Raw genomic sequence first — 23113 nt, 5'->3', positions numbered from 1 at the left:
GAAACATGGGTGAGATCGACCTTGACGCGCTGGCGCCCTGGCTGGGACGCACCGAGACCAAGGAAGATGTTCTGACGCAGGGGCTGATCGACAAATTCCGCGCCACGCTCGGTCCGCATCTTTGGGACGAAGCCGGCGATGTCCCGCTGGGGGTTCATTGGTGCCTTGCCCTTGATACCGTGCCAGCTGCCGCCCTGTCAGAAGACGGCCACGCCGCGAGGGGTGGATTTCTGCCCCCTGTTCTGCTGCCCGCCCGCATGTGGGCTGGCGGCGATGTTACGCATATCGCGCCGCTGAAAATCGGCGAAACCATCACCCGACGCTCTTCGATCAGGAATATTGTGGCCAAGCAGGGCCGTAGTGGACCATTGGTCTTTGTGACCGTCGAACATGAGTATCTGAGTGGCAACCGGCTTTGTATCCGGGAGCAGCAAACGATCGTTTATCGTGAGATTTCCACCCCCCGCACGGGCGAGAGCGCAGCTGACGCGGGTGACCCCAACACGCTTAGATCGACGCTGACACCGGATCCTGTTCTTCTGTTTCGCTATTCGGCGCTGACGTTCAATGCCCATCGCATTCACTATGATTACGTCTACGCCACCGAAACCGAAGCCTATTCCGGACTTGTTGTGCATGGCCCATTGCAGGCCACGCTGCTTCTGAATCTGGCGGCGGGTGCGTTGAAAACATCGCCCCACCGGTTTTCGTTCCGTGGCCTCGCGCCACTCACCCTGCCCTGCGAATTGCAACTGCACAATGAAGGGACCGGCACCTCCGGGACAGTCTGGTGTCAGGATCAAAAAGGTCTTCGAAGCTTTTCCGCAGAGTACGCGGCCGTCTGATCGGTCTTCTTCGGTAGCGAATTCAGTTGTTGACCAATTTTTCTAACATCTGTTAAGCTTCGCGGAGAGACTTGGTAAATAAACCAGGCAAACCTCTGAATTTAGAGGTGGGAGGAGGAACAATGCGAGGAAAACTCGTAACCAACGAAAAACCGTGCGGTCAGGCTATGCGCGCCTCCATGAGGTGTGGGGCAAAAGCACGGGCCGCAACATGACCACGAATAACGGGCACGTATCCTCACCGCTTGCGGTGCGTGGTGCAACTTTGAAATTTGGCGGTGTGACCGCGCTCGACGATGTGAGCATTTCTGTGGCCGACGATGAATTGCTTGCAATTATCGGACCGAACGGAGCCGGAAAAACATCACTTCTAAACGTGACTGCGGGCTTCTACCGTCCGCAGAAGGGCCGTGTCGAATTGTCCGGGCAGGACGTGACCGGCCTGCGTGTTGACCAGATCGCCCGGCGCGGTCTGGCGCGGACGTTTCAGGGCACCCATCTTTTTGCCGGGCAGACGGTGGTGGAAAACATTATGATCGGCCGCCACATGCTGATGAAATCGAATGTAGTCCAGGCTTTTTTCCAGTTCGGTCCCGTGATGCGCGAGGAATCGGAACATCGTGAAGCCGCAGAGGAGATCATCGATTTTCTCGAGATCGAGGCAATCCGCAACCGGCCCGTGGGCACGTTGGGGTATGGGTTGCGCAAGCGTGTCGATCTGGGCCGTGCATTGGCGCAGGAACCGTCGATCCTGCTGATGGATGAACCGATGGCCGGCATGAACTCGGAGGAAAAAGAAGACCTGGCGCGCTTCATTCTCGATGTGCGCGAGGCGCGCAAGATTCCGGTAGTTCTGGTGGAGCACGACATGGGCGTCGTGATGGACCTTGCCGACCGGATCGTGGTGCTGGATTTCGGGCGGGTCATCGCTGAAGGCACCCCGGAAGAAATCCAGAAGGACCCGGCTGTCATAAAGGCATATCTGGGGTAGCGGCATGGTCAAACAACGGACAGCAATGGTCTTTTCGGACCCAGCAGTGACACATAGCGAAACCCTGCCGCAGGTTTTGCTCGCGCGAGCGACATCCACACCGACCAACCTCGCCGAACGGCACAAGCGCCTGGGCATCTGGCGTGAATTCACCTGGGCCGATGTTCTTGACAGGGTTCGCGCCCTGGCTCTCGGGTTGGAGAACCTGGGCTTGTCGGCTGGCGAATCCGTCATGATGATTGGCGAAAACGAACCCGAACATTTCTGGGCTGAATACGCCGTCCAGTCGTTAGGCGGCAAAGTCCTGTCTGTCTATCCGGATCAAAACGCTGAAGAGATTCTGTATCTGGCCGAAGACTCGCAAACGCGGATTTTTCTGGCACAGGATCAGGAGCAGGTCGATAAATGCATCGAGATTGCGGGCAAGTACTCGGGCGCCCTGGCGGTCGTTTACTGGGACGATTCCGGTCTGTGGGGCTATGATCATCCCCTGTTGCATTCGTTTGAAAGTGTGAGCGCGGCCGGGCGTCAGATCCACGCCAAGGAACCCGCCAGATTTGAAGAACACGTAAAACGTGGACGGGCGGACGATACCGCCTTGCTGTCCTATACCTCGGGTACCACGGGAAAACCCAAGGGCGTTGTCATCAGCCATCGCTACCTGTTCGACAATTGCTCGCGGGTGATGGGGGCAATCGAAATCGCGCCGGGCACCGAATACCTGACCTACATTTCGCCGGCCTGGGTCACGGAACAGATTTTCGGCCTGTCGATCGGTTTGATCGCGCCCATGGTCGTCAACTTCCCCGAAGGCCCTGAAGACGTACTGACCAACATTCGCGAACTGGCGGTCGACGCACTGGTGTTCAGCCCGCGCCAGTGGGAAAATCTCGCCTCCATCGTTCAGGCCCGGATGCTGGGGGCGGGTAAAATCCGCAATGCGATGTACAACTGGGGTATGAAGGTCGGCCACGACGTTTATGTGGAACGGCTGGAGGGGCGTAGCCCCAGCCTTGCCGCACGCCTGCAGCTTCCCTTTGCCGAAGCTCTGGTGCTGCATCACCTGCGCGACAATCTTGGCCTTGGTAAGGCCAAAAACGCAATGAGCGGCGGCGCCCTGATGGCACCTGACGTCTTTCGTATGTTCCACGCGATGGGGGTTAAGCTGCGCAACGTGTATGGCGCGACCGAAATCGGCCTTCTGACCGCGCATGTCGGCGAAAGCTATCAGCTGGAAACCAGCGGCAGCTGGATGCAAAGCAACACGAACTACGGCGAACCGCTGGAATACAGGGTCTCGGACGAAGGGGAGCTTCAGGTGCGTGGCGGATCGGGCTTCGGTGGCTATCACGGCAAGCCCGAAAAGACCGCAGAGGAATTGACCGAAGACGGTTGGTACAAGACCGGTGACGCGGTGTCGATGACCGACGACGGCGAGCTTTTGTTCTTTGACCGTGTCAAGGATATGCGCCGCCTGGCAAATGGGCACAGCTATCCGCCGCAATTCATCGAAACGCGGTTGCGGTATAGCCCCTTCATCAAGGATCTCATGACCTTGGGCGACGAAACCCGGAGCTTCGTCAGCGCGCTTATCAATATCGATATGGAAGTTCTCGGGCGTTGGGCGGAAGAGAACAAGATCAGCTTTTCGACCTACACCGATCTCTCGCAGAAACCCGAAGTTCTGGACCTTATCAAAGGCGAAGTGGCGCGCATCAATGCGCTCCTGCCCGAAGGCTCGCGCGTGGCACGTTTTGCGAATTTTCCCAAGGAACTCGACCCGGATGAAGGCGAGTTGACCCGCAGCCGAAAGCTTCGCCGGGCCTTTCTGGAGGAACGGTATGCCAAGCTCGTCGAGGCGATCTATGCTGGCGATGACGAGACAGATCTCGAAATCGCTGTGACCTATCAGGACGGCCGTCAAGGCGTTCTCAAGACCACGGTTCGCGTGTCGGATGTTGAAAACGCATCGAAGGCTGCCAAGCGGCAGTCCAAATCTTAAAGGAGGTCGGCGACAATGGTCTATTTCATCAATGACATCATTACCGGGGCTTTGATCGGCCTTCTGTATTCGCTGGTGGCCATGGGCTTTGTTGTGATTTACCGCGCCAGCAAGGTGTTCAACTTCGCGCAGGGCGAGCTTGTGATCATCGGCGGGTTCATCGTCTGGTTCACAACGATGCAAGCGGGGCTTAGCCTTTGGTTGTCGATACCCCTTTCGCTGGTTCTGGCCGGGCTGGTCGGGTACGCAATCGAACGGATTTTCCTGACAAAGCTGATCGGTGAATCGGTTTTCTCGATGGTCATGGTCACCGTCGGCCTTTTGATCCTGCTGCGCGGTTTGGTGCTGCTTGTGTTCGGTCCCGCGGTAAGACCCTTCCCGATCATTTTTCCGCTGAAACCCTTGTTCCTCGGCGATATGTTGATCCCGATGAACCTCCTGATAGGTGGGATCATCACCATTGTCGCGGCCGTCGGCCTGTCGTGGTTCTTCAACCGGACCCGGTCCGGCCTCCGTATGACCGCTGTGGCGGAGGACCACGTCGTAGCTTCCTCGATGGGCATTTCGGTGAAAGGCTCGATTGCCGTTGCCTGGGTTCTCGGGGCAATCCTGTCCACAATTGGTGCGATGATCTTTCTCAGCGGCAAATCGCTGACCTTCCTGGCCTCGGATATCGGGTTCGCGGCCCTGCCGGTGGCGCTCTTTGCCGGGCTGGAATCCATCGGCGGGCTTATCCTGGCAGGAATAATCATCGGCATCGCGCAGAGCTTGACCACCAACTACCTTGATCCGTTGATCGGTGGCTCGCTCGGCAGTGTCGTTCCATATATCATAATGCTTGCCATTCTGCTGATCCGGCCGACCGGCCTGTTCGGCTGGCGCACAATCGAACGGGTGTAATCCATGGATCCTTCTGGCGTATTCCCGACAAGCTATCGCAGTGACAGACGTTTGATCCGAACGCGCTGGCAGTTTCTGGCCCTCGTCGTATTCATGGCTCTACTGCTGTTGGCGCCTTACCTGGTGAGCAGCCGTATCATCGCTATCCTGAATATGATGATGATCAGCGCCGTCATCGCCGTCGGGCTTCAGATCTGCACCGGCTATGCGGGCCAGATCAACCTGGGTCAGGCGGCGTTCATGGGGGTCGGCGCCTATACGGCCTCGATACTGGCCTCGAAGACCGGCCTTACGTTTCTGCTGACCATTCCTCTGGCCGGGCTCTCGGCTGCGCTGTTCGGCTTTCTCTTTGGCTTGACCGCGGCGCGGATCAAGGGGTTCTATCTGGCACTGACCACGATTGCAGCTCAGTTCCTGTTCCACTTTGCCGTATTGAACCTGCCGTCAACCTGGCTGGGTGGATCGAACGGTATCACCGTGCCCCCGGCCGAGCTTTTCGGGCAGCGATTTGTCAGCGAATCTTCGCAGTTCTATCTGAATTTCGCCGTGACCGCGATCATGGTGGCGGGCGCGTTCGGGATCGTTCGGTCACGCTTCGGCCGTGCCTTCGTGGCGGTCAGGGATGATGACGTGGCCGCGGGTATAATGGGGATCAATGTCGCGGCCACAAAGGCAAATGCCTTCCTGATCGGCGCTTTCTATGCGGGCGTCGGCGGGGCGCTTTGGGCCTATCTGATCCGCTTCGTGGGGGTAGACCAGTTCACCCTGTTTCACTCGATCTTCTTCGTCGCGATGATCATCGTCGGCGGGATGGGTTCAATCGTGGGGGCCCTGATCGGCGTCTTCATTATCCGCATCATCCAGGAAATTATCGCGACGGTCGGCCCCAATATCGCCGACTCGGTATCATTCCTTGGCGGTGACATCGTGTTCGCTGGCATGAATGTCGTTCTTGGCGGCGTGATCGCATTGTTTATGATCCTCGAACCCAAGGGGCTGATGCACCGCTGGAACATCCTGAAGTCGTCATACCGTATCTGGCCGTTTCCTTACTGAGAAATAGAGCGGCTCTAAACCTGGGAGGAAGAATATGACTTACCAATCGAATCGAGGTCTTCGCGGCTTACTGGCAGCGGCTGCCTTGGCGGCCGCGGCGACCATGCCTTTGAAGGCGCAGGCCGAAGAGACCTATAATCTGGCCCTGCTGTCGGACTTTTCCGGCCCTTATGCTGACATCATGCCCATCCTGGCAGGCGGACGCGAAGCTGTGTTCACCTGGTGGAATGAAACCCGCGGCAAGGAACTTGGCGTCACGCTGAACTACAAAAACTACGAAACCCGCTATGACGCGGCACAGGTGGCAAGTCTCTGGCCCGGGATCAAATCGGAACTGGACCCGATTGCGGTTGTCGGCCTCGGCGGGCCTGACGTCGCGGCCCTTTCCGAACGCCTGCCGGAAGACAAAATCCCGATGTTCATGGCCACAGCGGCCTACGGTTTTGCCTGGCAACCGGATGCCTGGATTTTCAACCCACGTCCGACCTATTCGCACGAAAGTGTCGGCTTTCTAAACTGGATGCGTGAACAGCGCGGAGGAGACGAACCGCTCAAGGTTGCGATCCTCGCCTCCGAAGCATCGCCTGCCTATGTCGACATGGCAAAGGGCCTTGAACTCTATGCCGAAGAGCACCCCGAGGAGATCGACCTCGTCGAGGTCATCTATACCGAAGTTCAACCCACCGATCTGACGGGGCAAATGCGCCGCGTTGTACGAGCCGGGGCCGAGGCGCTGGTAATCCAAACGAACACCTCTATCGTGGTTGCCGCGAAACGTGGGCTGCAGGCCAACGGGGCGAACATCCCGATCATGATGAGTTCGCATAACGGGCTTCCAGCCTCGGGTGGCGCGCTTGGCGGGCTTGAGCAAATGGAGGGGGACTTTGAAGCCTACGGCATGGCGATTGCGGCCGATGAGGACACTCCCGCGCGACAATTCTACGAGACATTGGTTGCCGATTACGGACTCGAAGCACCTTGGAACGTCGTGACCGCAATGGGCGTATCTCAGGGTCTCTATACCGTGACCGTGATCGATCACGCGATCGAGGCGAACGGCGCCGAGGGCCTGACCGGAGAGATGGTACGTGAGGCGCTTTTTGCCAAACCGATCACCACCGAAGAAACCCATGGGTTCCTGCCGACCTTGTCCTTTACGCCAGAAGCACCGTTCCCATTGGAAGGCCTCAAAGTGAATGTGGGCACCGTCAAAGATGGGAAAATCACCATCGCGGCAACGGGTGTCGACGTTCCGCAAGTTGAGAAATGGTGAATTAATCCGGGCGCCGCAGTCGCGGCGCCCGTTCTGATCCTTAGCCCCGGGCAATATGACCATGCTGGAACTCAACAACGTAGAGGTGACATATTCCGACGTCATCCTGGCGCTCAAAGGCGTGTCCATGACAGTCCGTGCGGGACAATGTGTTGCTCTGCTCGGTGGCAATGGCGCAGGAAAAAGCACGACGCTTAAAGCCATCTCGGGAACGCTCAAATCCGAGGATGGAACCGTTTCGGCGGGGTCCATCGTTCTGGACGGAACTCCCATTCAGAACATGGAAGCCTCGGAAGTCGTGAAGAACGGTCTCATCCATGTGATGGAAGGGCGGCGCGTTTTGCGGCATCTGACGTCAGAGCAAAACCTGATCGTCGGCGGGCACATGGTGCCCAACTCCGCCGAGCTGAAAAAGCGCTTGGACCATGTTTACACCTTGATGCCCCGGCTTGCGGACCTGCGCAACCGCACCTCTGGCTTCATGTCTGGTGGCGAACAACAACTGCTGCTGATCGGCCGGGCCATGATGGCCAGCCCCAAGATCATCGCGATCGACGAACCGTCGTTGGGATTGGCCCCGATGATGATCCGGGATGTTTATGAAGTGCTCAAGCAGCTCAAGTCAGAAGGCACGACCTTCTTCCTGGTCGAACAAAACAGCGCCGCGGCGCTATCGATCGCCGACTATGCCTATGTGATGGAGAACGGCCGGATCGTGATGGACGGCCCTGCCGACAAGCTCGCTGACAACGAGGACATCAAGGAATTCTATCTCGGCGTCACCGCATCGGGCGAGCGCAAAAGCTATCGAGATATCAAACACTATCGCCGCCGGAAGAGATGGCTGGGCTGAGGAGAAGGAATTCATGAGCACCATCCTGGATATCAAGGGCCGCACCGCGCTGGTGACCGGCGCCGGACAGGGCGTGGGCCGGCAGGTCGCGCTTTATCTGGCGGAACATGGCGCAGGCGCTGTTGTGATCAATGATTTTCACGCCGATCGGGCGGAAAGCGTTGCCGCAGAAGTTGAAGCAGCTGGCGCCAAGGCATTGCCAATCGCCTTTGACGTCTCGAACTTCGAGGCGGTCGGCGCAGCTTTCGCCGAGGCGCAATCCGCGTTCGGCGGCGTGGATATCCTGGTCAACAACGCCGGGAACGCGGGGCCGACCTCGCGGCTCGATGATCTGGTGCCCTTCTGGGACTCAGACCCATCGGAATGGAAGCGCTGGATGGCGACCAATTTCGACGGCGTGTTGAACTGCACCCGTCACGCAATGCCCCTGATGGTCAAGGGCGGCTATGGGCGCATCGTGACAGTCATCTCCGACGCGGGCCGCGTGGGCGAGCCGCATCTGGCGGTCTACTCCGGCGCCAAGGCCGGCGCGGCCGGCTTCATGCGGGCAATTGCAAAAGCCGGTGGTCGGTTCGGGATCACCGCGAATTGCGTCGCCTTGGGGGGCACAAGAACTCCGGCTGTCGCCGACCTGATCCCGGATGCAGAGACCGAGAAGCGGGCATTGTCGCAATACGTGATCCGCCGTCTGGGCGAGCCGGAAGACCCCGCCGGAATGATCCTGTTCCTCTGCTCGGATGCTGCCAGCTGGATCACCGGTCAAACTTATCCGGTGAATGGCGGGTATTCTTTTGCCTGCTAGAGCCGCCATCGGACGGCTGCCGCCTCTAGTTGGAGCTGTCCGAAAAAACGCTGTCATTATCTGCCCCGAGCTCGGGGGGCAGATCCGGTATCGCGGTTTCGAAACCATCGAATTTCAACGGCTGGACAATAAAAGTCTCGGCCTTGCCGCCGTCATGCGTAATCTTGCGCAGCAGCTGGCGCGCACGCACATGGGGGTCGTCCAACGTTTCGACCAGGGAATTGACCGGACCCCATGGCACCCCCGCCTTATCCAGAAGGTCGCCCCATTCGGCGCGCGTCTTGTTGACCAAAATCGCCGCGATTTCTTCGCGCAGCGCGGCCTTGCGGGCGACACGGTCGCGGCCTGTCAACGGCGCAAGATCCGCCCTGTTGATCACATCGCAGAACGGTTTCCAGAACCAGTCCTCATGCGCGATGGACAAGGTCAAGAGCTTGCCGTCTTTGCAGGTGAACACGCCATAGCCCGGCTCGGCGATAAATTCGCCCAGCGGTGTTCCATTGGCGGCGGGAACGAGGAATGCGGTCAACATCGAAACCACCGCATCCGACATGGACACGTCCACGTAACGCCCCTGCCCTGTGCGCTGGCTCGACACCACCGCCGACAGGATTGCGATCGCCGCGAACAACGCCGCGCCAACATCCGCAAGGGGGATCGGCGGCACAGGGCCGGGCTGCTTTGCATCGGCCTGATCGGCCAGCAAACCGCCAACCCCTTCATAGCTCAGGTCATGGCCAGCTCTGTCACGATAGGGGCCGTCCTGCCCGTAACCCGAAATCGATACATAAACCAGCCGCGAGTTGACACTACGCATGTCCTCGAAACCGGCACCCAAGGCCGCAAGCTTGCCAGGGCGGAACCCTTCGACGATGACATCCGATTCCTTGGCCAGTTCGCGAAACCGTGCCAGCCCCTCGGCCGATTTCAGATCCAACGCAACGCTGCGCTTGCCTCGGTTCAGTGCCCGGAACAAGGGCGGAAATTGCCGGGCCGGATCGCCGACACCCGGTCGTTCGATCATGATCACCTCGGCTCCCATGTCGGACAACAGCATTGTGGCATAGGGACCGGGAAACTGTTCGGCAAGGCTGAGAATTTTCAGGCCGGCCAGGGGTGCAGTGCTCATATCAATCTCCAGCTCTTTTGTTTTCCACGTGCGGGTCCGCCCGAGTGCAGCGCAAATCGCCGCAAAAGACAAGGCGAAAAACCAATAATATGTATAATTATCAGGAGCTTAGCATGAGTGAAGCAAAGCAGACGCTATTCGTTGAGCGGGTCGCAAAAACTGAATGGATTACCTTCCAGCGCACCGAACAGCTCAACGCAATGTCAACGCAGATGCTGCGCGAGATGGCGGCAGCACTGGAATCGGCGCTGGCCGACGATGGGGTGCGTACAATTGTCCTGACCGGCTCTGGCCGGGCATTCTGCGCCGGTGCCGATCTGAAAGAAGTTGCTGGCGCCAAACATGCACCAGGCGAGCCGGATCTTCTGGATCTTGTCGATCACACGTTTGGGCTGATGCGACATGGCCCGAAACCGGTGATCGCCGCAGTGAACGGGCTGGCGATGGCGGGCGGTTTGGAAATGGTGATGGCCTGCGATCTGGTCTTTGCCGCCGAAAGCGCGCAACTGGGCGACGCACATTCCAACTTTGGCGTCTTTCCCGGGGCCGGCGGTGCGGCGATCCTGCCGCGTAGGATTGGCCTGAACCGCGCGAAATACCTGCTGTTCTCGGGCGAGAACGTTTCGGCACGGGACATGATGGACTGGGGACTGGTGAACAAGGTCATCGCGGACGAAGACCTGCGACAAGCGGTGCAGGCCTTTACCGACAGGCTGGCAGAAAAAAGCCCGGCGGTCTTACGCCGCATGAAGACGGTTGCCAATCGGTCGCTGGACGTGGACGAAACCGCCGCGCTTTCCGAAGAGATGCTGAACCTGCGCGCGCACATGCGATCCTGGGACATGCACGAGGGTCTGTCGGCGTTCAATGAAAAACGAAAACCGCAGTTTCGCGGATACTAGGTCAGGAGGACAAACGATGCAGGACATTTACATCGTTGGCATCGGGATGACGCCGTTCGGAAAGTTCCGGGACAAAACCATCAAGGACATGACCGGCGAGGCCGTCGCCGCCGCGCTTTCCGATGCCCGAGTGACGGCAGATCGTATCGACGGCGCATTCTTCTCGAACGCGGTGCAGGGCCACATGGAGGGCCAGCACATGATCCGCGGCGAAATCGCGCTGCGTGAAATGGGCATTCAGGGCATTCCGGTGGTGAATGTCGAAAACGCCTGCGCCAGCGCCTCGACCGGGTTCAAACTGGCAGTCGATTTCCTCAAGGCCGGCAATGGCGACTGCTGTCTCGCCGTGGGCGCCGAAAAGATGTATTCTGACGACCGTGCGTTGATGTTTTCGGCCTTCGACAGCGGCTGGGACGTCAGCAACAGCGAAGAGGTCGCGCAACGGCTGGCCGATCTGGGTGCAGGGGTCGAGGAACCCGAAGGATCGAAATCGCCCAAGCCCTACAGCGTGTTCATGGATGTCTACGCAGGCTTCGCCCGGCTGCACATGAAGACCTTTGGCACAACTCAGGAACAGTTCGCCGCCGTCGCCGCCAAGAACCATGCGCATTCCGTGCATAATCCACTGGCGCAATACCGAGAAGCCATGAGCGTCGATCGGGTATTGGCCGCGCCGCCGATCACCTATCCGCTGACCCTGCCGATGTGCGCCCCGATCTCGGACGGGGCCGCTGCGGCCGTTTTATGCACCGGCGAGGGGATAAAACGTCTGGGCCTAGATCCCGCGCGCGCGATCAAGGTCAAGGCCGCGATCCTGCGCTCGGGCACCGATCGTCCGCCGGAAGATTACAAGAACCACCTGACCCGGCTTGCCGCGCTTGAGGCCTATGAACAGGCCGGGATCGGCCCCGAGGATATATCGGTGGCCGAAGTGCATGACGCCACGGCCGTGGGCGAAGTGATCCAGATCGAGAACCTCGGATTTGTCGAATTCGGCGAGGGCGGTCCCGCCAGTCTGCGCGGCGAGACAAAGATCGGTGGACGCATTCCGGTGAACCCCTCGGGCGGGTTGGAATCCAAGGGCCACCCGGTCGGTGCCACAGGGATAGGGCAGGTTTTCGAACTGGTCACGCAACTGCGCGGCGAAGCTGGCGCGCGTCAGGTCGAAGGGGCAAAGAACGCCATCGCCGAAAACGGCGGGGGGTTGCACGGGGTAGAAGAAGCGGCCGCCTGCGTCACCATTCTGGGCCGTTGAAACAAGGAGACGAACCATGGAAAACGTGATCGCCGCCGCTCAGGCAATCTATACAGATGAGCAACGCATGTTGCTGGAAAACTTCCGCAAGATGGCCGAGGCAGAGTTCGCGCCGCTGGCCGAGAAATACGAGAACCTCGGCCACCCCCCCGATGCGAAAACCCTGAAGTCCCTGTTCGCCAAGGTCGAGGAATTCGGGCTGATCAGCGGCCTGATCCCCGAAGAGGACGGCGGTGCCGGAATCGACCGCATGACCTATGGCATCCTATACGAGGAACTGGCCCGGATATGGGCCGATCTGGCAATCGCGGTGCTGATTCAGGGTCATGCCGTGTTCGCGGTCAACCTCTTGGGAAATGTGGCGCAGAAAGAGGCCTATCTGAAGCCGCTCCTGCGCAGCGAACGGATCTGTGCCACCTGTATTTCCGAACCAGAGGTCGGTTCGAACGTACGCGAGGTCAAGACACGTGCGGACCGCGAGGGCGATAAGATTTTCGTCACTGGCCAGAAGCTCTGGATTTCCAATGGGGCCCAGTCGGATTTCGCCATCGTTGTCTGCAATCTGGACGACGGTATTTCCATGGTCATCGTCGACCGCGATACCGGCAACTACGAGAGCCGCGAATTGCGCAAGCTGGGGCTTATCGGTGCATCGACCTGCGAATTGTTTTTCGACCGTGCCGAAACCAGCGCTGACCATGTTCTGGGTAATGCAGGCGGCGGCCTGTTCCAGACATTGAAACTGTTTGAGAGCGCTCGCGTGTTTGTCGGCCTGACGAGCATTGGCATAGCGCAGGCGGCGTTGGAATGTGCCGTCAAATATGCGCAGGATCGCCAACAACATGGTAAGCCGATCGGCGGGCACCAGTTGATTCAAGGCTACTTGGCCGACATGGCCACGCACCTGGATGCCGCGCGCCTGTTGTGCCAGCGCGGGCTGCAACTTCTGGACCTGGGCGTGCGCTGTGACACCCAGACCTCGATGGCGAAATGGTATGCAACCGAAATGGCCGTCGAAATCGCCGGCAAAGCGGTGCAGATCCACGGCGGCAACGGCATCACCAAAGAGTTCCCCGTTGAACGGCACTTCCGCAATGCAAAGGTCATGCCGATTCCCGATGGCACCACCGAAATCCAAAAACTGGTCATCGGGCGCAACCTGACCGGGCTTAACGCGTTCTGAAATCGTGACTCTAAGAATTGCGGCCGGGGATTCCCGGTCGCCTTATCGTAGGCCCCCGGTCCGGGGGGGCGGCCAACGGATCATGCCCCAACCGGCGCTGCGGGACGCGTTTGATCAATGCCTGTCCCGCGTCAGTGGCAAAAAACTCACGGTTCAGGTCGGTTTCGATATAACCGGGGCAGATGGCATTCACCCGGATGCCATGCCGCGCCCATTCAAGCGCCAGAGACCGGGTCAGTTGAATCAGCCCTTCCTTGGACGCGGCATAGGCGGACACATGGCTGGCCACCCGTGTGCCCAGAATCGAGGCGACATTGACGATACAGCCCCCGCGTCCGGCATCAATCATCGCTTTGGCGGCGATACGTGGGTAGTGTCCCGGGAGATGGTGTAGGAACTGGCGTCCACCTGCTTCTTCATAGCTGGTGCTGCTCGTTCACTGCGCGGCGATCATCGTCGCCGCGCCGGTATCGTTGCACACGGCCGTCAGCTTTTCCACCGGCATGTAGCGGCGGGAGACGGCCCATTCATCGTTTTGCTCCAGCATGAGCGCGCCGACCAGCCGGATGACGGCTTCGCGGTTGGGAAAGATGCCGACGACATTGGTCCGCCGCTTGATCTCCTTGTTGACGCGTTCCAGTGGGTTTGTGCTGTGCAGCTTCGAGCGCAGGCTCTCGTCGAAGGCCATGTAAGCCAGCACGTCATGCTCCGCCTCATCCATCAGCTCGGCAACATCGCGGAACCGGTCCCGCAGGCTGTCGGCGACCTCACGCCAGCGGGCATGGGCCTGGTCGCGGTCCTTCTCGGCGAAAACGGTCTTTACCACCGCGCTGACCACCGGCTTGTGGGTCTTGCCCACGCGGGCCAGGAGGTTGCGCTGGAAATGCACGCGGCAGCGCTGCCAGCCGGCACTGAGCACCTTGCGTGCGGCAGCTTTCAGGCCCTCATGTGCGTCGCTGATCACCAACTGCACGCCCCGCAGGCCGCGCCGAGTAAGAGACCGCAGGAAGTCGGCCCAGAACGTCTCGGCTTCCGAGGGCATGACGGTAATCCCCAAGATCTCGCGCCGCCCGTCTGTATTGACCGCCACAGCCACTATCACCGCCATCGAGACGATCCGCCCGCCCTCACGCAGCTTCACATAAGTGGCGTCGAGCCAGAGGAAGGGCCAATCGCCTTCGAGAGGCCGGTTCAGGAACGCCTGCACCCGCTCGTCGATCTCCTCGCAGAGCCGCGAGACCTGGCTCTTGGAGGTGCCCGTCAGCCCCATGGCGCGCACCAAGTCATCGACAGCGCGCGTGGAAACACCATGGATGTAGGCCTCCTGGATCACTGCCATCAGCGCCTTCTCCGCCGTCCGCCGTGGCTCCAGGAAGGTCGGAAAATAGCTGCCCTTGCGCAGCTTCGGGATGTTCAGGCCGATGGTCCCCGCCCGGGTATCCCATTGCCGCGGCCGGTAGCCGTTCCGCTGGTTCTCCCGGTGCGGGCTGCGCTCGCCATGGCCCGCACCGCAAACGGTGGCCACCTCGATATCCATCAGCCGCTGCGCGGCATCCTGGATCAGCTCGCGCAAGAAATCCGCGTCATCGCTCTTGGCGATCATGCCCGGAAGGTCGATCATGTTCTCGGTCATCGTGCTCTCCTTCGTTGTCGTCGGTCTTCGAACAACCTCAGACTACGAAGAAGCGCGATGGCCGCCAGCCCGGCCGCGCGCTGCGCTACGCCAAGGGCTTCGCGCGCGGCCTCTTACACCACCCCACGGGGCACTACCGATACGGTGCGACATGAAATGCGCCCTTGAGATTTGTGTCTATGATCGCGTCGATTTCGGCCGGCCCGTGTTCCAATGCGGGAAGAGATGCCGTCGTTCCGGCATTGTTGATGACAGTGTCAAAGACCCGTCCCTTCAGCGCGGCTTCCACCGACTCCGGGTCCGCCACGTCCATCTCTATCACATCGGCCTGCCCCCCTTCCGCCGCTATCTTTGCGGAAAGCTCAGACAAGCGGGCGACGCGGCGGGCGGCCAATGTGACGTCGACATCCTGCCCCGCCAGCAGTTCGGCGAAATGCTCGCCCAATCCCGAAGATCTGGCGGACGACTATCAATTCATCCCGGGCCAGTACGTCACGCTGCGCCGTGCCGGTGATATCGATGGTGTGCGGCGATGCTATTCGGTCAGCTCCGGCCGAGACGATGGCGAGTTGCGCGTTCTGGTCAAGCTGCTGGAAGGCGGAGCGTTTTCCTCTTTCGTTCATAGCGAACTGCCACCGGGCACCGAACTTGATGTCATGACGCCCGAAGGCACATTCGGATCAAAGATACGACAAGGCGGACCACGCACCTATCTCGCCCTGGCCCCGGGCAGTGGAACTACTCCAATCATTTCGATCATCCGCTCGGTGCTTGCCACCGAGGCCGGGGCCAACTTCATCCTTTTTTACGGCAGTCGAACGCTAAGTTCCATCATCTTCCGCGACGAATTGAACGATCTCAAGGATACCTATCCCGGACGGTTCTCTCTTTTTCATACACTGACGCGCGAAGGCACCGATTCCCCACTATTCTCGGGCCGGCTTGATGCGGAAAAGCTGCGCAAGTTCTCCGGTGCCCTGTTCGCTCCGGCAGAAATAGAAGATGCTTTTCTTTGCGGCCCCGCCGAGATGATTCAGGAACTCAAGACCGCGCTCCGCGACCTCGGCGTTGAAGAGAACCGTTTTCATGACGAGCTGTTCGCTCCCGCCGATGCTGACAATACCGCCACCGTCACGCTTGCGCCGCTTACGGCGGAAGCCGCCACTGGAGAAGGAGTTCAGGTCACGGCGATCCTTGATGGCACCGCCCGCAGCTTTGTGATGACACCTGATCAGGAAAGCGTGGTCTCCGCCGCCGCAGCAGGTATCGAACTACCCTATTGCTGCAAGGGCGCAATGTGTTCCACCTGCCGCGCCAAAGTTATCGAAGGCGAGGCAGAGATGACGCTGAACTATGCTTTGGAGCCTCGGTAGTTGAAGGAGAACTTTGTCCTGACCTGCCAGGCCCGTCCGAAAACCAAAAAACTGACAGTCGATTTCGACCACGTTTGACCTGTGCCGCTTTCCGCGACACCCCACGGGCGCGCGGGGCCGGGATCCCCAAGACCTTCGCCAAGTTGAAAGTCTTGGGTCCACGAAAACCCGCGTGCCAGTGTCGGCTAAAAGGTCGGATTCAGGCAAAGCGCACAGAACCCGATCTCAGCGGTCTTTTTGGTTGACGATCAGTTCTGCATTTTCGGGTAGTTCCGAAACAATGTTCACCTCGTCAGCACGAATTCGTGCATGCAGTTTGAAGGTATCAGCGGCGGCTGCTTCTGCGGCGGAAGCGTCGGCACCGTCTTCCAGCACAAGCGAGAGGCGGATCATGTCGCGATCGTTCTCGCGCGTTACCACGGCCTGCGCGGCCTTTGCGCCCGGCGTGCCGATGACAACTTCTTCAACCACGCGCGGATAAACGAAAATCTCGCGCACTTTGACCGCTGCCCCGACCCGTCCCTGCAATGCTGAAATCCGGCTGACGGTGCCATCCGCGTTGCTTTCCAGGGCAAAGGCGCTGTCGCCGGTGCCGAACCGGATCATCGGCCAGGTGGAATCGCGCGCGGTCACGACAACCTCGCCAGGATCGCCATGAGCGACCTGTTCGCCGCTGACCGGATCGCAGATCTGCACCACGCGGTCGGGATGAACCAGGTAGCCTTCGCCGCCATCCTCATAGGCGACAAGGCCCAGATCGGCGGTGGCATAGGCGGCCCAGGTGGACACGCCGTATTCGGCCTCGATCCGGCGGCGCTTGGCCATCCAGTCGCCCATCTCACCGCCGAGGAAGGCTGTCTTCACCTTCCATGCGTCGCGGCCATAGGTTTCGATCACCTTGTCCGCCAGCGTCAGGAAAAACGCGGTCGAAGCGCAGATCGAAGTCACGCCGGTTTCGGCGATGATCTGTGCCTGAAGCTCCGTATTGCCGACGCCTCCGGGGATCACCGTGGCGCCTGCGGCCTGTGCCGCTTCGTCGAACAAAAGCCCCGCGGGCACCAGATGATACATCCAGGTGTTCAGGATGATATCCCCCGGCCCCACGCCTGCCGCCTTGAACAGCCGGTCAAGGCCGTGGCCGCCACCGTCCGAAAGGGCCGGTTCGAAAATCGGGCCGGGGGACACGTAGATCCGCCCGACATCCTTCAGATCCGAGGCCAGGAACCCGCCAAAGGGCGGGTTCTCGCGCTGGATCTTCAGAAGCTCTTCTTTTTTCATCACTGGAAGACGCGAGAGGTCCGCCACCGATGTGACAGCTGCCGGATCGAATCCGGCAGCCGTAAATCGCGATTTCAGGCCAGGAGCTTTTTCGGCCGCAGCGGCATAGGCTTGAGCTATATCTTTGTAGATATCATCAGACATTTCCATGCCTCCTCGTCCAATCTGGTGTTAAAGCGGGCAGTCCTTACGGAAGTTCGGCGCGCGCTTCTCGCGGTGCGACAACACACCTTCCTTGACGTCCTCGCTCATGAAGCCAAGCATCTCCAGCGCGGTCGACGCATCAAAGATCGGCCCGGCCTGGCGCAGCCAGTTGTTCAGCGAATACTTGGTCCAGCGAATCGCGCTTTGCGAGCCGTTGGCCAGTTCGACGGCTGTATCCAGCGCGATCTGCTGCAGCTCGTCATCCTCGACGCACATTGATACCAGACCGATACGCTCGGCCTCTTCGCCCGACACCGGCTTGCAGGTCATCAGATAGTATTTCGCCTTGGCCATCGAGGTCAGCAGCGGCCAGATAATCGCCGCGACGTCACCGGCGGCAACACCAAGGCGGGGATGACCATCGACAATCTTGGCCTTCTTTCCGGCGATCGAGATGTCGGCCAGGATGGCAACCACAAGGCCTGCGCCGGCCGCAGGGCCATTGATCGCGGAAATGATCGGCTTGTTGCAGTTGATGATGTTATAGACGAGATCCTTGGCTTCTTTCCACGTCTTCATGATCTCGTGCGAATTGCCAATCATGTTTTCGATCAGGCTGAAATCACCCCCGGCGGAAAATGCCTTGCCCGCACCGGTCACGATGACCGAATTGATGTCTGGGTCACGGTCGATATCGATCCACATGTCCGTCATCTGGGTGTGGGTTTCGGCATCGACCGAGTTGAATGTCTCGGGCCGGTCGAACGTGATGCGCAGGACGCGATCCGCCGGGTAGTCAAATTTCAGTTTATCGTATTTTGCATAACGATCCGACATGGTTCTATTTCCTCCGTGGGGTATTGATTCAGCCAGGCAGTCCCAGGACGGCCTTGGACAGGATGTTTCTTTGGATTTCGTTCGATCCACCGTAGATCGTGGTAGGTCTGGCCTTGTAGAAACTCGCCAGAACATCGACACTTACGTTGCCGACCTGAAGCGGCCCGATGGAGCCGCCATCGGGACCGGCTGCTTCGATCATCAGCTCGGTGATGCGCTGGAAGCATTCAGTCACCCAAATCTTCAGCATGGACACATCCGCACCGAGCGTCTCGCCACGTTTGAGCTGATCTGCAAAACGGGCATAAAGCGCGGCATGATCTTCCACATCCAGTGCCGCCTGGGCAAAGCGGTCACGGAACACCGGATCGTCAAACGCGCCACGGCCACGGGCAAAACTTTCAAGCTGTCCCAGAGCGTTCTGGGCCAGACTTGGCGAACCGATGAAAATGCGTTCGAAGCTCAAGAGAGCCTTGGCCATCGTCCAACCCTTGTTCAGCTCGCCCACGAGGTTCTCGCGGGGCGTCCGTGCATTGTCAAAGAAGACCTCGCAAAACTCGGTCTCGCCCGACAGGGTCGTGATGGTGCGCACCTCGACTCCGGGTTGATCCATCGGAGCGAGCAGGAAACTGATGCCCTGCTGTTTCTTCGGCGCATCGGGATCGGTGCGCACCAGCATGAAAATATGCGTGGCGTCATGCGCCATCGTGGTCCAGATCTTCTGTCCGTTGATGACAAAGTCGTCGCCGTCAATCTCTGCGCGTGTGCGCAGGTTCGCCAGATCGGACCCGGCGCCGGGTTCCGAATAGCCCTGACACCAGATATCTTCGCAACTCAGGATACGCGGCAGCCAGTAATCTTTTTGTTCCTGGGTGCCGAATTTGATGATCAGCGGCCCGACCATCTGCACGCCCATGTCGCGGCCGCGATTGACGCCCCAGCGCTGCTGCTCTTCGTAAAAGATCAGCAACTTGGCGGCGTTCAGCCCCATACCGCCGAATTCAGCGGGCCAGGCTGGCGCGACCCAGCCCTTGGCGTGAAGCTTGCGGTGCCAATGTTCGATCTCGGCGAACTTCGGTCGGTGCGGCAGGTGACGCAGCTCCTCGGGATATTCCGCCTCGAAGAACTGGCGCACTTCTTTGCGGAACTCTGCATCGGTCATAGCGTTCCAGTCGGTCATTGTGCTGCCCCCTCTGCTTCGCGTGCCTCGAACCATATCCGCCTGTGATAGGCATCGTCGCCCAACCAGGCCGACAGCACCAGCGCCCGGTTCAGGTAGAGCCCGATATCGAACTCATCCGTGTACCCGACGGCCCCGTGCAGCTGGATGGCGTCGCGGGTGATTTTCTTGGCGGCCGTGACGGCGCGCGCTTTGGCGCGGCTGGCAATCGGGGCCCGAACCTTCGGATCGGTTTCGCTGTCCATCTGCGCAAGCGCCTCCCGCACTCCGGCCTGCGCGACCTCGCACATCACGTTGAGGTCGACGGCACGGTGCTGGATGACCTGGAATGATCCGATCGGCTTGTCGAACTGCTCCCGCGTCTTGATGTAGTCGAGCGTGATCTCGAAGGCGCGCTCGCTCAGGCCGACAAGCTCGGCCGCGGCAAGCGCCGTTGCATCGGCGACAGCTTCGGCCAGTGCAGTGAGAACCGCACCGCTGCTGGCCAATTCCGCGGCCGGAGTTCCCGAAAACGAAAGCTCGCCCAGAGAGCTGCCATCCGCCTGCGTCCGCTTGTCGATGACAAGCCCCTGCGCGTCTGCCTCAGCCAGAACCAGAACCGGACCATCATCCTGTTCGGCCACGACAAGGAACCCGTGCGAACCGATCGCACCGACGACCCAGGCCTTGCCACCGGTCAGCTTTCCGTCCGCGTATCGGCAGGTCGCATCGGCAGGCGCCCCGTCGGGGCCGCGTTCCTGCCAGGCAACCGCCAATGAAATTTCGCCGCCGATGAGCTGTGCCATCTTCGGATGATCCGGACAAAGGCGGCGCAGAAGGCCGAGGCTCAGACCGATCGTCGACACGACCGGTTCCGGGGCAATCACACGGCCGACTTCCTCGGCGATGACACCCCCGGCGGCTAGGCCCATGCCAAGCCCGCCCTGATCTTCGGGCACCGCCACGCCGAAAACACCGGCCTCGGCCAGTTCCCGGACCATCTCCGGATCGAAACCGCCCCCGGCATCACGGAGTTGTCGGGCTCTGTCACTTCCGCCCGCCCGTTCAAACAACGTGCGCACGCTCTCGCGCAACAGGCGAAGGTCTTCTTGTTCGCTGGAAAGGATATCAGTTTGTGTCATTTTGTTTTCGCTGGATCATCACGGGGGTGTCGGTCGAAAAAACGACCTCGCCCTCGGGGTTTTTGGCGCTGAGCGTATAGTGCAAAACACCTCTGTCGGGCTTGCTTTTTGACGGTGTGACCGAGTTGACCGTCAGTTCGACATCAAGGGGTTCGTTCGGGTGCACAGGCCGCAGCCAGCGCAAATTGTCAAAGCCCATGCCGCCGATATTGGCAACATCGACCATCATCTCGGTCATGACCGGCTTGAACACCTCAAGCATGGTCTGAAAGCCCGAGGCGATCAGGCTGCCATGTATGGCGGTTGCATAGTCTTCATCGGTGTGCAGCCGCTGCGGATCCCATTCCTTGGCAAAGGCCTTTATTGAATCCGCGCTCATCGGAGCGCTGCGAAAGCGATAGACTTGGCCCGGCGAGAAGTCTTCCAGATACCTCAAGAGGCACCCTCCTTTGCGAAACCGTCATCGTATCCGCTCGCATCCTTGGATATCCGGATGCGGTTGAATTCTTCCAGCTTCGGATAGGTTTCCTTGAACGCCACCAGGAACTCACCCATCGGCGCGTCGAAATAGAGACCACGGTCGTTCACATATTCCATGTGCCGGTGATTCTGTTCGTCGAACTCATGAAAGAGCGCGTCGTGATAGCCGTCGAAGACCAGGGGTTTGACCCCGAATCTTTCACACAGTTCCATGTTGAATGCAGGTGTCACCTTGTAGGCCTCATTCCCCAACCACAGCTGAACATAGCCGTGGTAGATAAAGAGATCGGTCCCCATCAACTCCTGCAACTTGGGTGTATTCAGGTGGTTGCGCACATCCGCGAACCCCAGAGCGGCGGGGATACCCACAGCACGCAAACAAGCCGCCAGAAGAATTGCCTTGGGAACGCAAAACGCCGCTTCCGCCCCAGCGATACGGCTGGCACGGTAAGAGTCCTCATCCAGCGCAAAACAATAGGGATCATAGCGAATATCGTCGCGCACCGCTTCGAACAGGCGGATCGCCTTGTCGCGATTGGTTGCGCCCACAGGGAGATCACGCAAAGCCGATGTCACGAAACCCTGCACTTCCAAGCTATCGCTTTCCACAAAGCGCGATGGCATGACATAACGCTCAGCTTCAGTCGGCAGGTCATCGTCAGACTTGTCCATTGGCCCCTCCTTTTTTCTAACAAATGTTAGATTACCGATTCAAAACCTGCCCGTCAACGGGATTTACTCTGTCTTTGGTTGGTCCAAGCCATAACGCGTATTGTCTTCGCCCAGAGTGGCTGCAACTCCGACCGAATTTCCGGAAGAACGGAACTCCGGCGCAATTGGCAGCGGCAAAGCAGGCGCGTCCCGGCCGGAGATTTTTACTGTCCGCCCGAACACGTCACGCGCTTTGAAATGCGGGTCGCGCGCCGCCTCGGCGGGCGTTTTCACGACCGAACAGCAGCAATCTGCCGCTGCCAGCAAAGGCTCCCAATGGGTCGAGGGGTGTTCCCTCAGACGACGTGCAACCTCTGCGGCGCAGGCATTGGGATCGGACCAGTCATCGCGAAGGGCCACCGGCAAACCAATAACATCGCAGAACGACTGCCAGAACTTTTCTTCCAACGCGCCGACGGCGATCTGACGCCCGTCCGCAGCCGAATAAAGCCGATATCGGGCCAGGCCACCCGTCAGACGGCTGCCACCGCTTTCGATGTTCTGCCCGGCAATCACACCTTCGGCATGGGCCCAATAGGCAAAGGCGAACGCCCCCTCGGCCATTGCGATATCCAGATGCGTTCCCTGCCCGCTTGCCTGCCGCGCAATCAGGGCCAGCAGGATATTCATCACCGCAGGATAGGTTCCGCCTCCGATATCGGCGACCAGCCCGAACGGGGCCGTTGGCTGGTCATCCGGTCCACGACTGAGCGACAGGATACCCGCATCACCGACGTAGTTGAGGTCGTGGCCGGCGGCGCTGGCCTTTGGTCCGGTCTGGCCATAGCCGGTGATCGAACAATAGATGAGACCGGGATTGATCTTGCGCACCGCTTCATAACCAAGCCCCAACCGGTCCATCACGCCGGGACGGAACTGCTCGACCAGAACATCGGCCCTCTCGATCAAGGGGCGCAGACGTTCCACTGCGCCCCTTGACTTGAGGTCGATGGCCACCGATCGCTTGCCGTGGTTCAACACGGCAAATCCGATGCTCTCTCCGTCGATCTTGGGCTCGGTTTGGCGCGCGTCCTCGCCGACTCCGGGACGCTCGAACTTGATCACTTCGGCGCCGACCTCGGACAACATGAGCGTCGCCATCGGACCGGGAAGAAGTGTGCTGAAATCCAGCACCAGGATATCCTTGAGCGGTTGAGCCATCTTC

General features: G+C 59.7%; 23 protein-coding genes. 12 read left to right on the top strand and 11 right to left on the bottom strand.

Annotated features, from left to right (window positions below; genetic code table 11):
• Window positions 1–5: 5 nt before the first annotated feature.
• The 8 genes from ACI3GR_RS17055 (at window position 6) to ACI3GR_RS17020 (ending at window position 8722) form a co-directional block, all read left to right on the top strand.
• Window positions 6–845, top strand: a complete 840-nt coding sequence (locus tag ACI3GR_RS17055) for an HTD2 family dehydratase (RefSeq protein WP_028288583.1) — start codon at window positions 6–8, stop codon at window positions 843–845.
• Window positions 846–1056: 211 nt separating this feature from the next.
• Window positions 1057–1836 carry an ABC transporter ATP-binding protein gene (locus ACI3GR_RS17050; RefSeq protein WP_028288584.1) on the top strand — a complete coding sequence of 260 codons (780 nt, stop codon included), beginning with the start codon at window positions 1057–1059 and terminating at the stop codon, window positions 1834–1836.
• Between the two features lie 46 nt (window positions 1837–1882).
• Complete coding sequence (locus tag ACI3GR_RS17045) at window positions 1883–3838, top strand: AMP-binding protein (protein ID WP_233145719.1); 1956 nt, start codon at window positions 1883–1885, stop codon at window positions 3836–3838.
• 15 nt (window positions 3839–3853) lie between these two features.
• Window positions 3854–4738, top strand: a complete 885-nt coding sequence (locus ACI3GR_RS17040) for a branched-chain amino acid ABC transporter permease (RefSeq protein WP_028288586.1) — start codon at window positions 3854–3856, stop codon at window positions 4736–4738.
• Between the two features lie 123 nt (window positions 4739–4861).
• Complete coding sequence (locus ACI3GR_RS17035) at window positions 4862–5794, top strand: branched-chain amino acid ABC transporter permease (protein WP_336245362.1); 933 nt, start codon at window positions 4862–4864, stop codon at window positions 5792–5794.
• Window positions 5795–5828: 34 nt separating this feature from the next.
• Entirely contained in the window at window positions 5829–7067 is a 1239-nt protein-coding gene (locus ACI3GR_RS17030) for an ABC transporter substrate-binding protein (RefSeq protein ID WP_051630972.1), read from the top strand.
• Between the two features lie 61 nt (window positions 7068–7128).
• Window positions 7129–7920 carry an ABC transporter ATP-binding protein gene (locus tag ACI3GR_RS17025; protein ID WP_028288589.1) on the top strand — a complete coding sequence of 264 codons (792 nt, stop codon included), beginning with the start codon at window positions 7129–7131 and terminating at the stop codon, window positions 7918–7920.
• 13 nt (window positions 7921–7933) lie between these two features.
• Window positions 7934–8722, top strand: coding sequence for an SDR family NAD(P)-dependent oxidoreductase (locus ACI3GR_RS17020; RefSeq protein ID WP_028288590.1), 789 nt, complete (start codon window positions 7934–7936; stop codon window positions 8720–8722).
• 25 nt (window positions 8723–8747) lie between these two features.
• Here ACI3GR_RS17020 and ACI3GR_RS17015 read toward each other — a convergent pair whose 3' ends face one another.
• Window positions 8748–9851 (bottom strand): CaiB/BaiF CoA transferase family protein, encoded by a 1104-nt coding sequence (locus ACI3GR_RS17015; protein WP_036540260.1) that lies wholly within the window; start codon window positions 9849–9851, stop codon window positions 8748–8750.
• 113 nt (window positions 9852–9964) lie between these two features.
• On the opposite strand from ACI3GR_RS17015, the gene ACI3GR_RS17010 reads away from it, so the two are divergent.
• The 3 genes from ACI3GR_RS17010 to ACI3GR_RS17000 are packed head-to-tail and all read left to right on the top strand — an operon-like array spanning window position 9965 to window position 13191.
• Window positions 9965–10753: an enoyl-CoA hydratase/isomerase family protein gene (locus ACI3GR_RS17010; protein WP_028288592.1), complete on the top strand. Its 789-nt coding sequence runs from the start codon at window positions 9965–9967 to the stop codon at window positions 10751–10753.
• A 16-nt stretch (window positions 10754–10769) separates the two neighbouring features.
• Entirely contained in the window at window positions 10770–12008 is a 1239-nt protein-coding gene (locus ACI3GR_RS17005; protein ID WP_027264384.1) for a thiolase family protein, read from the top strand.
• Between the two features lie 16 nt (window positions 12009–12024).
• Window positions 12025–13191 (top strand): acyl-CoA dehydrogenase family protein, encoded by a 1167-nt coding sequence (locus tag ACI3GR_RS17000; protein ID WP_142494837.1) that lies wholly within the window; start codon window positions 12025–12027, stop codon window positions 13189–13191.
• Window positions 13192–13201: 10 nt separating this feature from the next.
• Here ACI3GR_RS17000 and ACI3GR_RS16995 read toward each other — a convergent pair whose 3' ends face one another.
• The 3 genes from ACI3GR_RS16995 to ACI3GR_RS16985 all read right to left on the bottom strand — a co-directional run bounded on the left by ACI3GR_RS16995 (window position 13202) and on the right by ACI3GR_RS16985 (window position 15269).
• Window positions 13202–13555, bottom strand: coding sequence for an SDR family NAD(P)-dependent oxidoreductase (locus tag ACI3GR_RS16995; RefSeq protein WP_268987217.1), 354 nt, complete (start codon window positions 13553–13555; stop codon window positions 13202–13204).
• Between the two features lie 72 nt (window positions 13556–13627).
• The gene (locus ACI3GR_RS16990) at window positions 13628–14824 is read right to left on the bottom strand and encodes an IS256 family transposase (RefSeq protein WP_142495134.1); all 1197 of its coding nucleotides are present in this window, start codon (window positions 14822–14824) and stop codon (window positions 13628–13630) included.
• 133 nt (window positions 14825–14957) lie between these two features.
• Window positions 14958–15269 (bottom strand): SDR family NAD(P)-dependent oxidoreductase, encoded by a 312-nt coding sequence (locus ACI3GR_RS16985; protein ID WP_185959051.1) that lies wholly within the window; start codon window positions 15267–15269, stop codon window positions 14958–14960.
• Here ACI3GR_RS16985 and ACI3GR_RS16980 point away from each other — a divergent pair.
• A complete protein-coding gene (locus tag ACI3GR_RS16980) occupies window positions 15220–16197 on the top strand; it encodes an FAD-binding oxidoreductase (protein WP_169739214.1) in 978 nt (325 codons plus the stop codon). The two genes, ACI3GR_RS16985 and ACI3GR_RS16980, sit on opposite strands and share 50 nt — an antisense overlap.
• A gap of 225 nt (window positions 16198–16422) precedes the next feature.
• Here the strand turns inward: ACI3GR_RS16980 and ACI3GR_RS16975 are convergent, their stop codons facing one another.
• The 7 genes from ACI3GR_RS16975 to ACI3GR_RS16945 form a co-directional block, all read right to left on the bottom strand.
• Window positions 16423–17619, bottom strand: coding sequence for a phenylacetate--CoA ligase family protein (locus ACI3GR_RS16975; protein WP_229669281.1), 1197 nt, complete (start codon window positions 17617–17619; stop codon window positions 16423–16425).
• Window positions 17620–17646: 27 nt separating this feature from the next.
• The gene (locus ACI3GR_RS16970) at window positions 17647–18456 is read right to left on the bottom strand and encodes an enoyl-CoA hydratase/isomerase family protein (protein ID WP_028095226.1); all 810 of its coding nucleotides are present in this window, start codon (window positions 18454–18456) and stop codon (window positions 17647–17649) included.
• Window positions 18457–18484: 28 nt separating this feature from the next.
• Window positions 18485–19636 (bottom strand): acyl-CoA dehydrogenase family protein, encoded by a 1152-nt coding sequence (locus ACI3GR_RS16965; RefSeq protein WP_136340186.1) that lies wholly within the window; start codon window positions 19634–19636, stop codon window positions 18485–18487.
• Window positions 19633–20757: an acyl-CoA dehydrogenase family protein gene (locus ACI3GR_RS16960; protein ID WP_142494375.1), complete on the bottom strand. Its 1125-nt coding sequence runs from the start codon at window positions 20755–20757 to the stop codon at window positions 19633–19635. Before ACI3GR_RS16960 ends, ACI3GR_RS16965 begins: the two co-directional genes overlap by 4 nt.
• Entirely contained in the window at window positions 20744–21193 is a 450-nt protein-coding gene (locus tag ACI3GR_RS16955; protein WP_027264320.1) for a MaoC family dehydratase, read from the bottom strand. The genes ACI3GR_RS16960 and ACI3GR_RS16955 overlap by 14 nt, the downstream gene beginning before the upstream one ends.
• Window positions 21190–21909 carry a transglutaminase-like domain-containing protein gene (locus ACI3GR_RS16950; RefSeq protein WP_028284916.1) on the bottom strand — a complete coding sequence of 240 codons (720 nt, stop codon included), beginning with the start codon at window positions 21907–21909 and terminating at the stop codon, window positions 21190–21192. Before ACI3GR_RS16950 ends, ACI3GR_RS16955 begins: the two co-directional genes overlap by 4 nt.
• A 63-nt stretch (window positions 21910–21972) precedes the next feature.
• A complete protein-coding gene (locus ACI3GR_RS16945; protein ID WP_142494376.1) occupies window positions 21973–23109 on the bottom strand; it encodes a CaiB/BaiF CoA transferase family protein in 1137 nt (378 codons plus the stop codon).
• Window positions 23110–23113 lie beyond the last annotated feature (4 nt).

This window comes from Pseudooceanicola aestuariicola, from assembly GCF_045763785.1.
Lineage (GTDB): Bacteria > Pseudomonadota > Alphaproteobacteria > Rhodobacterales > Rhodobacteraceae > Pseudooceanicola.
Note: the sequence above shows the minus strand (reverse complement) of the source record. Positions and strands in the feature narration are given on the sequence as shown.

Excerpts from the sequence above, each read along its gene's own strand:
- ACI3GR_RS17055 (WP_028288583.1), top strand. The coding sequence starts at position 6 with ATGGGTGAGATCGACCTTGACGCGCTGGCGCCCTGGCTGGGACGCACC.
- ACI3GR_RS17050 (WP_028288584.1), top strand. The coding sequence starts at position 1,057 with ATGACCACGAATAACGGGCACGTATCCTCACCGCTTGCGGTGCGTGGT.
- ACI3GR_RS17040 (WP_028288586.1), top strand. The coding sequence starts at position 3,854 with ATGGTCTATTTCATCAATGACATCATTACCGGGGCTTTGATCGGCCTT.
- ACI3GR_RS17030 (WP_051630972.1), top strand. The coding sequence starts at position 5,829 with ATGACTTACCAATCGAATCGAGGTCTTCGCGGCTTACTGGCAGCGGCT.
- ACI3GR_RS17025 (WP_028288589.1), top strand. The coding sequence starts at position 7,129 with ATGCTGGAACTCAACAACGTAGAGGTGACATATTCCGACGTCATCCTG.
- ACI3GR_RS17020 (WP_028288590.1), top strand. The coding sequence starts at position 7,934 with ATGAGCACCATCCTGGATATCAAGGGCCGCACCGCGCTGGTGACCGGC.
- ACI3GR_RS17015 (WP_036540260.1), bottom strand. The coding sequence starts at position 9,851 with ATGAGCACTGCACCCCTGGCCGGCCTGAAAATTCTCAGCCTTGCCGAA.
- ACI3GR_RS17010 (WP_028288592.1), top strand. The coding sequence starts at position 9,965 with ATGAGTGAAGCAAAGCAGACGCTATTCGTTGAGCGGGTCGCAAAAACT.
- ACI3GR_RS17005 (WP_027264384.1), top strand. The coding sequence starts at position 10,770 with ATGCAGGACATTTACATCGTTGGCATCGGGATGACGCCGTTCGGAAAG.
- ACI3GR_RS17000 (WP_142494837.1), top strand. The coding sequence starts at position 12,025 with ATGGAAAACGTGATCGCCGCCGCTCAGGCAATCTATACAGATGAGCAA.
- ACI3GR_RS16990 (WP_142495134.1), bottom strand. The coding sequence starts at position 14,824 with ATGACCGAGAACATGATCGACCTTCCGGGCATGATCGCCAAGAGCGAT.
- ACI3GR_RS16975 (WP_229669281.1), bottom strand. The coding sequence starts at position 17,619 with ATGTCTGATGATATCTACAAAGATATAGCTCAAGCCTATGCCGCTGCG.
- ACI3GR_RS16970 (WP_028095226.1), bottom strand. The coding sequence starts at position 18,456 with ATGTCGGATCGTTATGCAAAATACGATAAACTGAAATTTGACTACCCG.
- ACI3GR_RS16965 (WP_136340186.1), bottom strand. The coding sequence starts at position 19,636 with ATGACCGACTGGAACGCTATGACCGATGCAGAGTTCCGCAAAGAAGTG.
- ACI3GR_RS16960 (WP_142494375.1), bottom strand. The coding sequence starts at position 20,757 with ATGACACAAACTGATATCCTTTCCAGCGAACAAGAAGACCTTCGCCTG.
- ACI3GR_RS16950 (WP_028284916.1), bottom strand. The coding sequence starts at position 21,909 with ATGGACAAGTCTGACGATGACCTGCCGACTGAAGCTGAGCGTTATGTC.
- ACI3GR_RS16945 (WP_142494376.1), bottom strand. The coding sequence starts at position 23,109 with ATGGCTCAACCGCTCAAGGATATCCTGGTGCTGGATTTCAGCACACTT.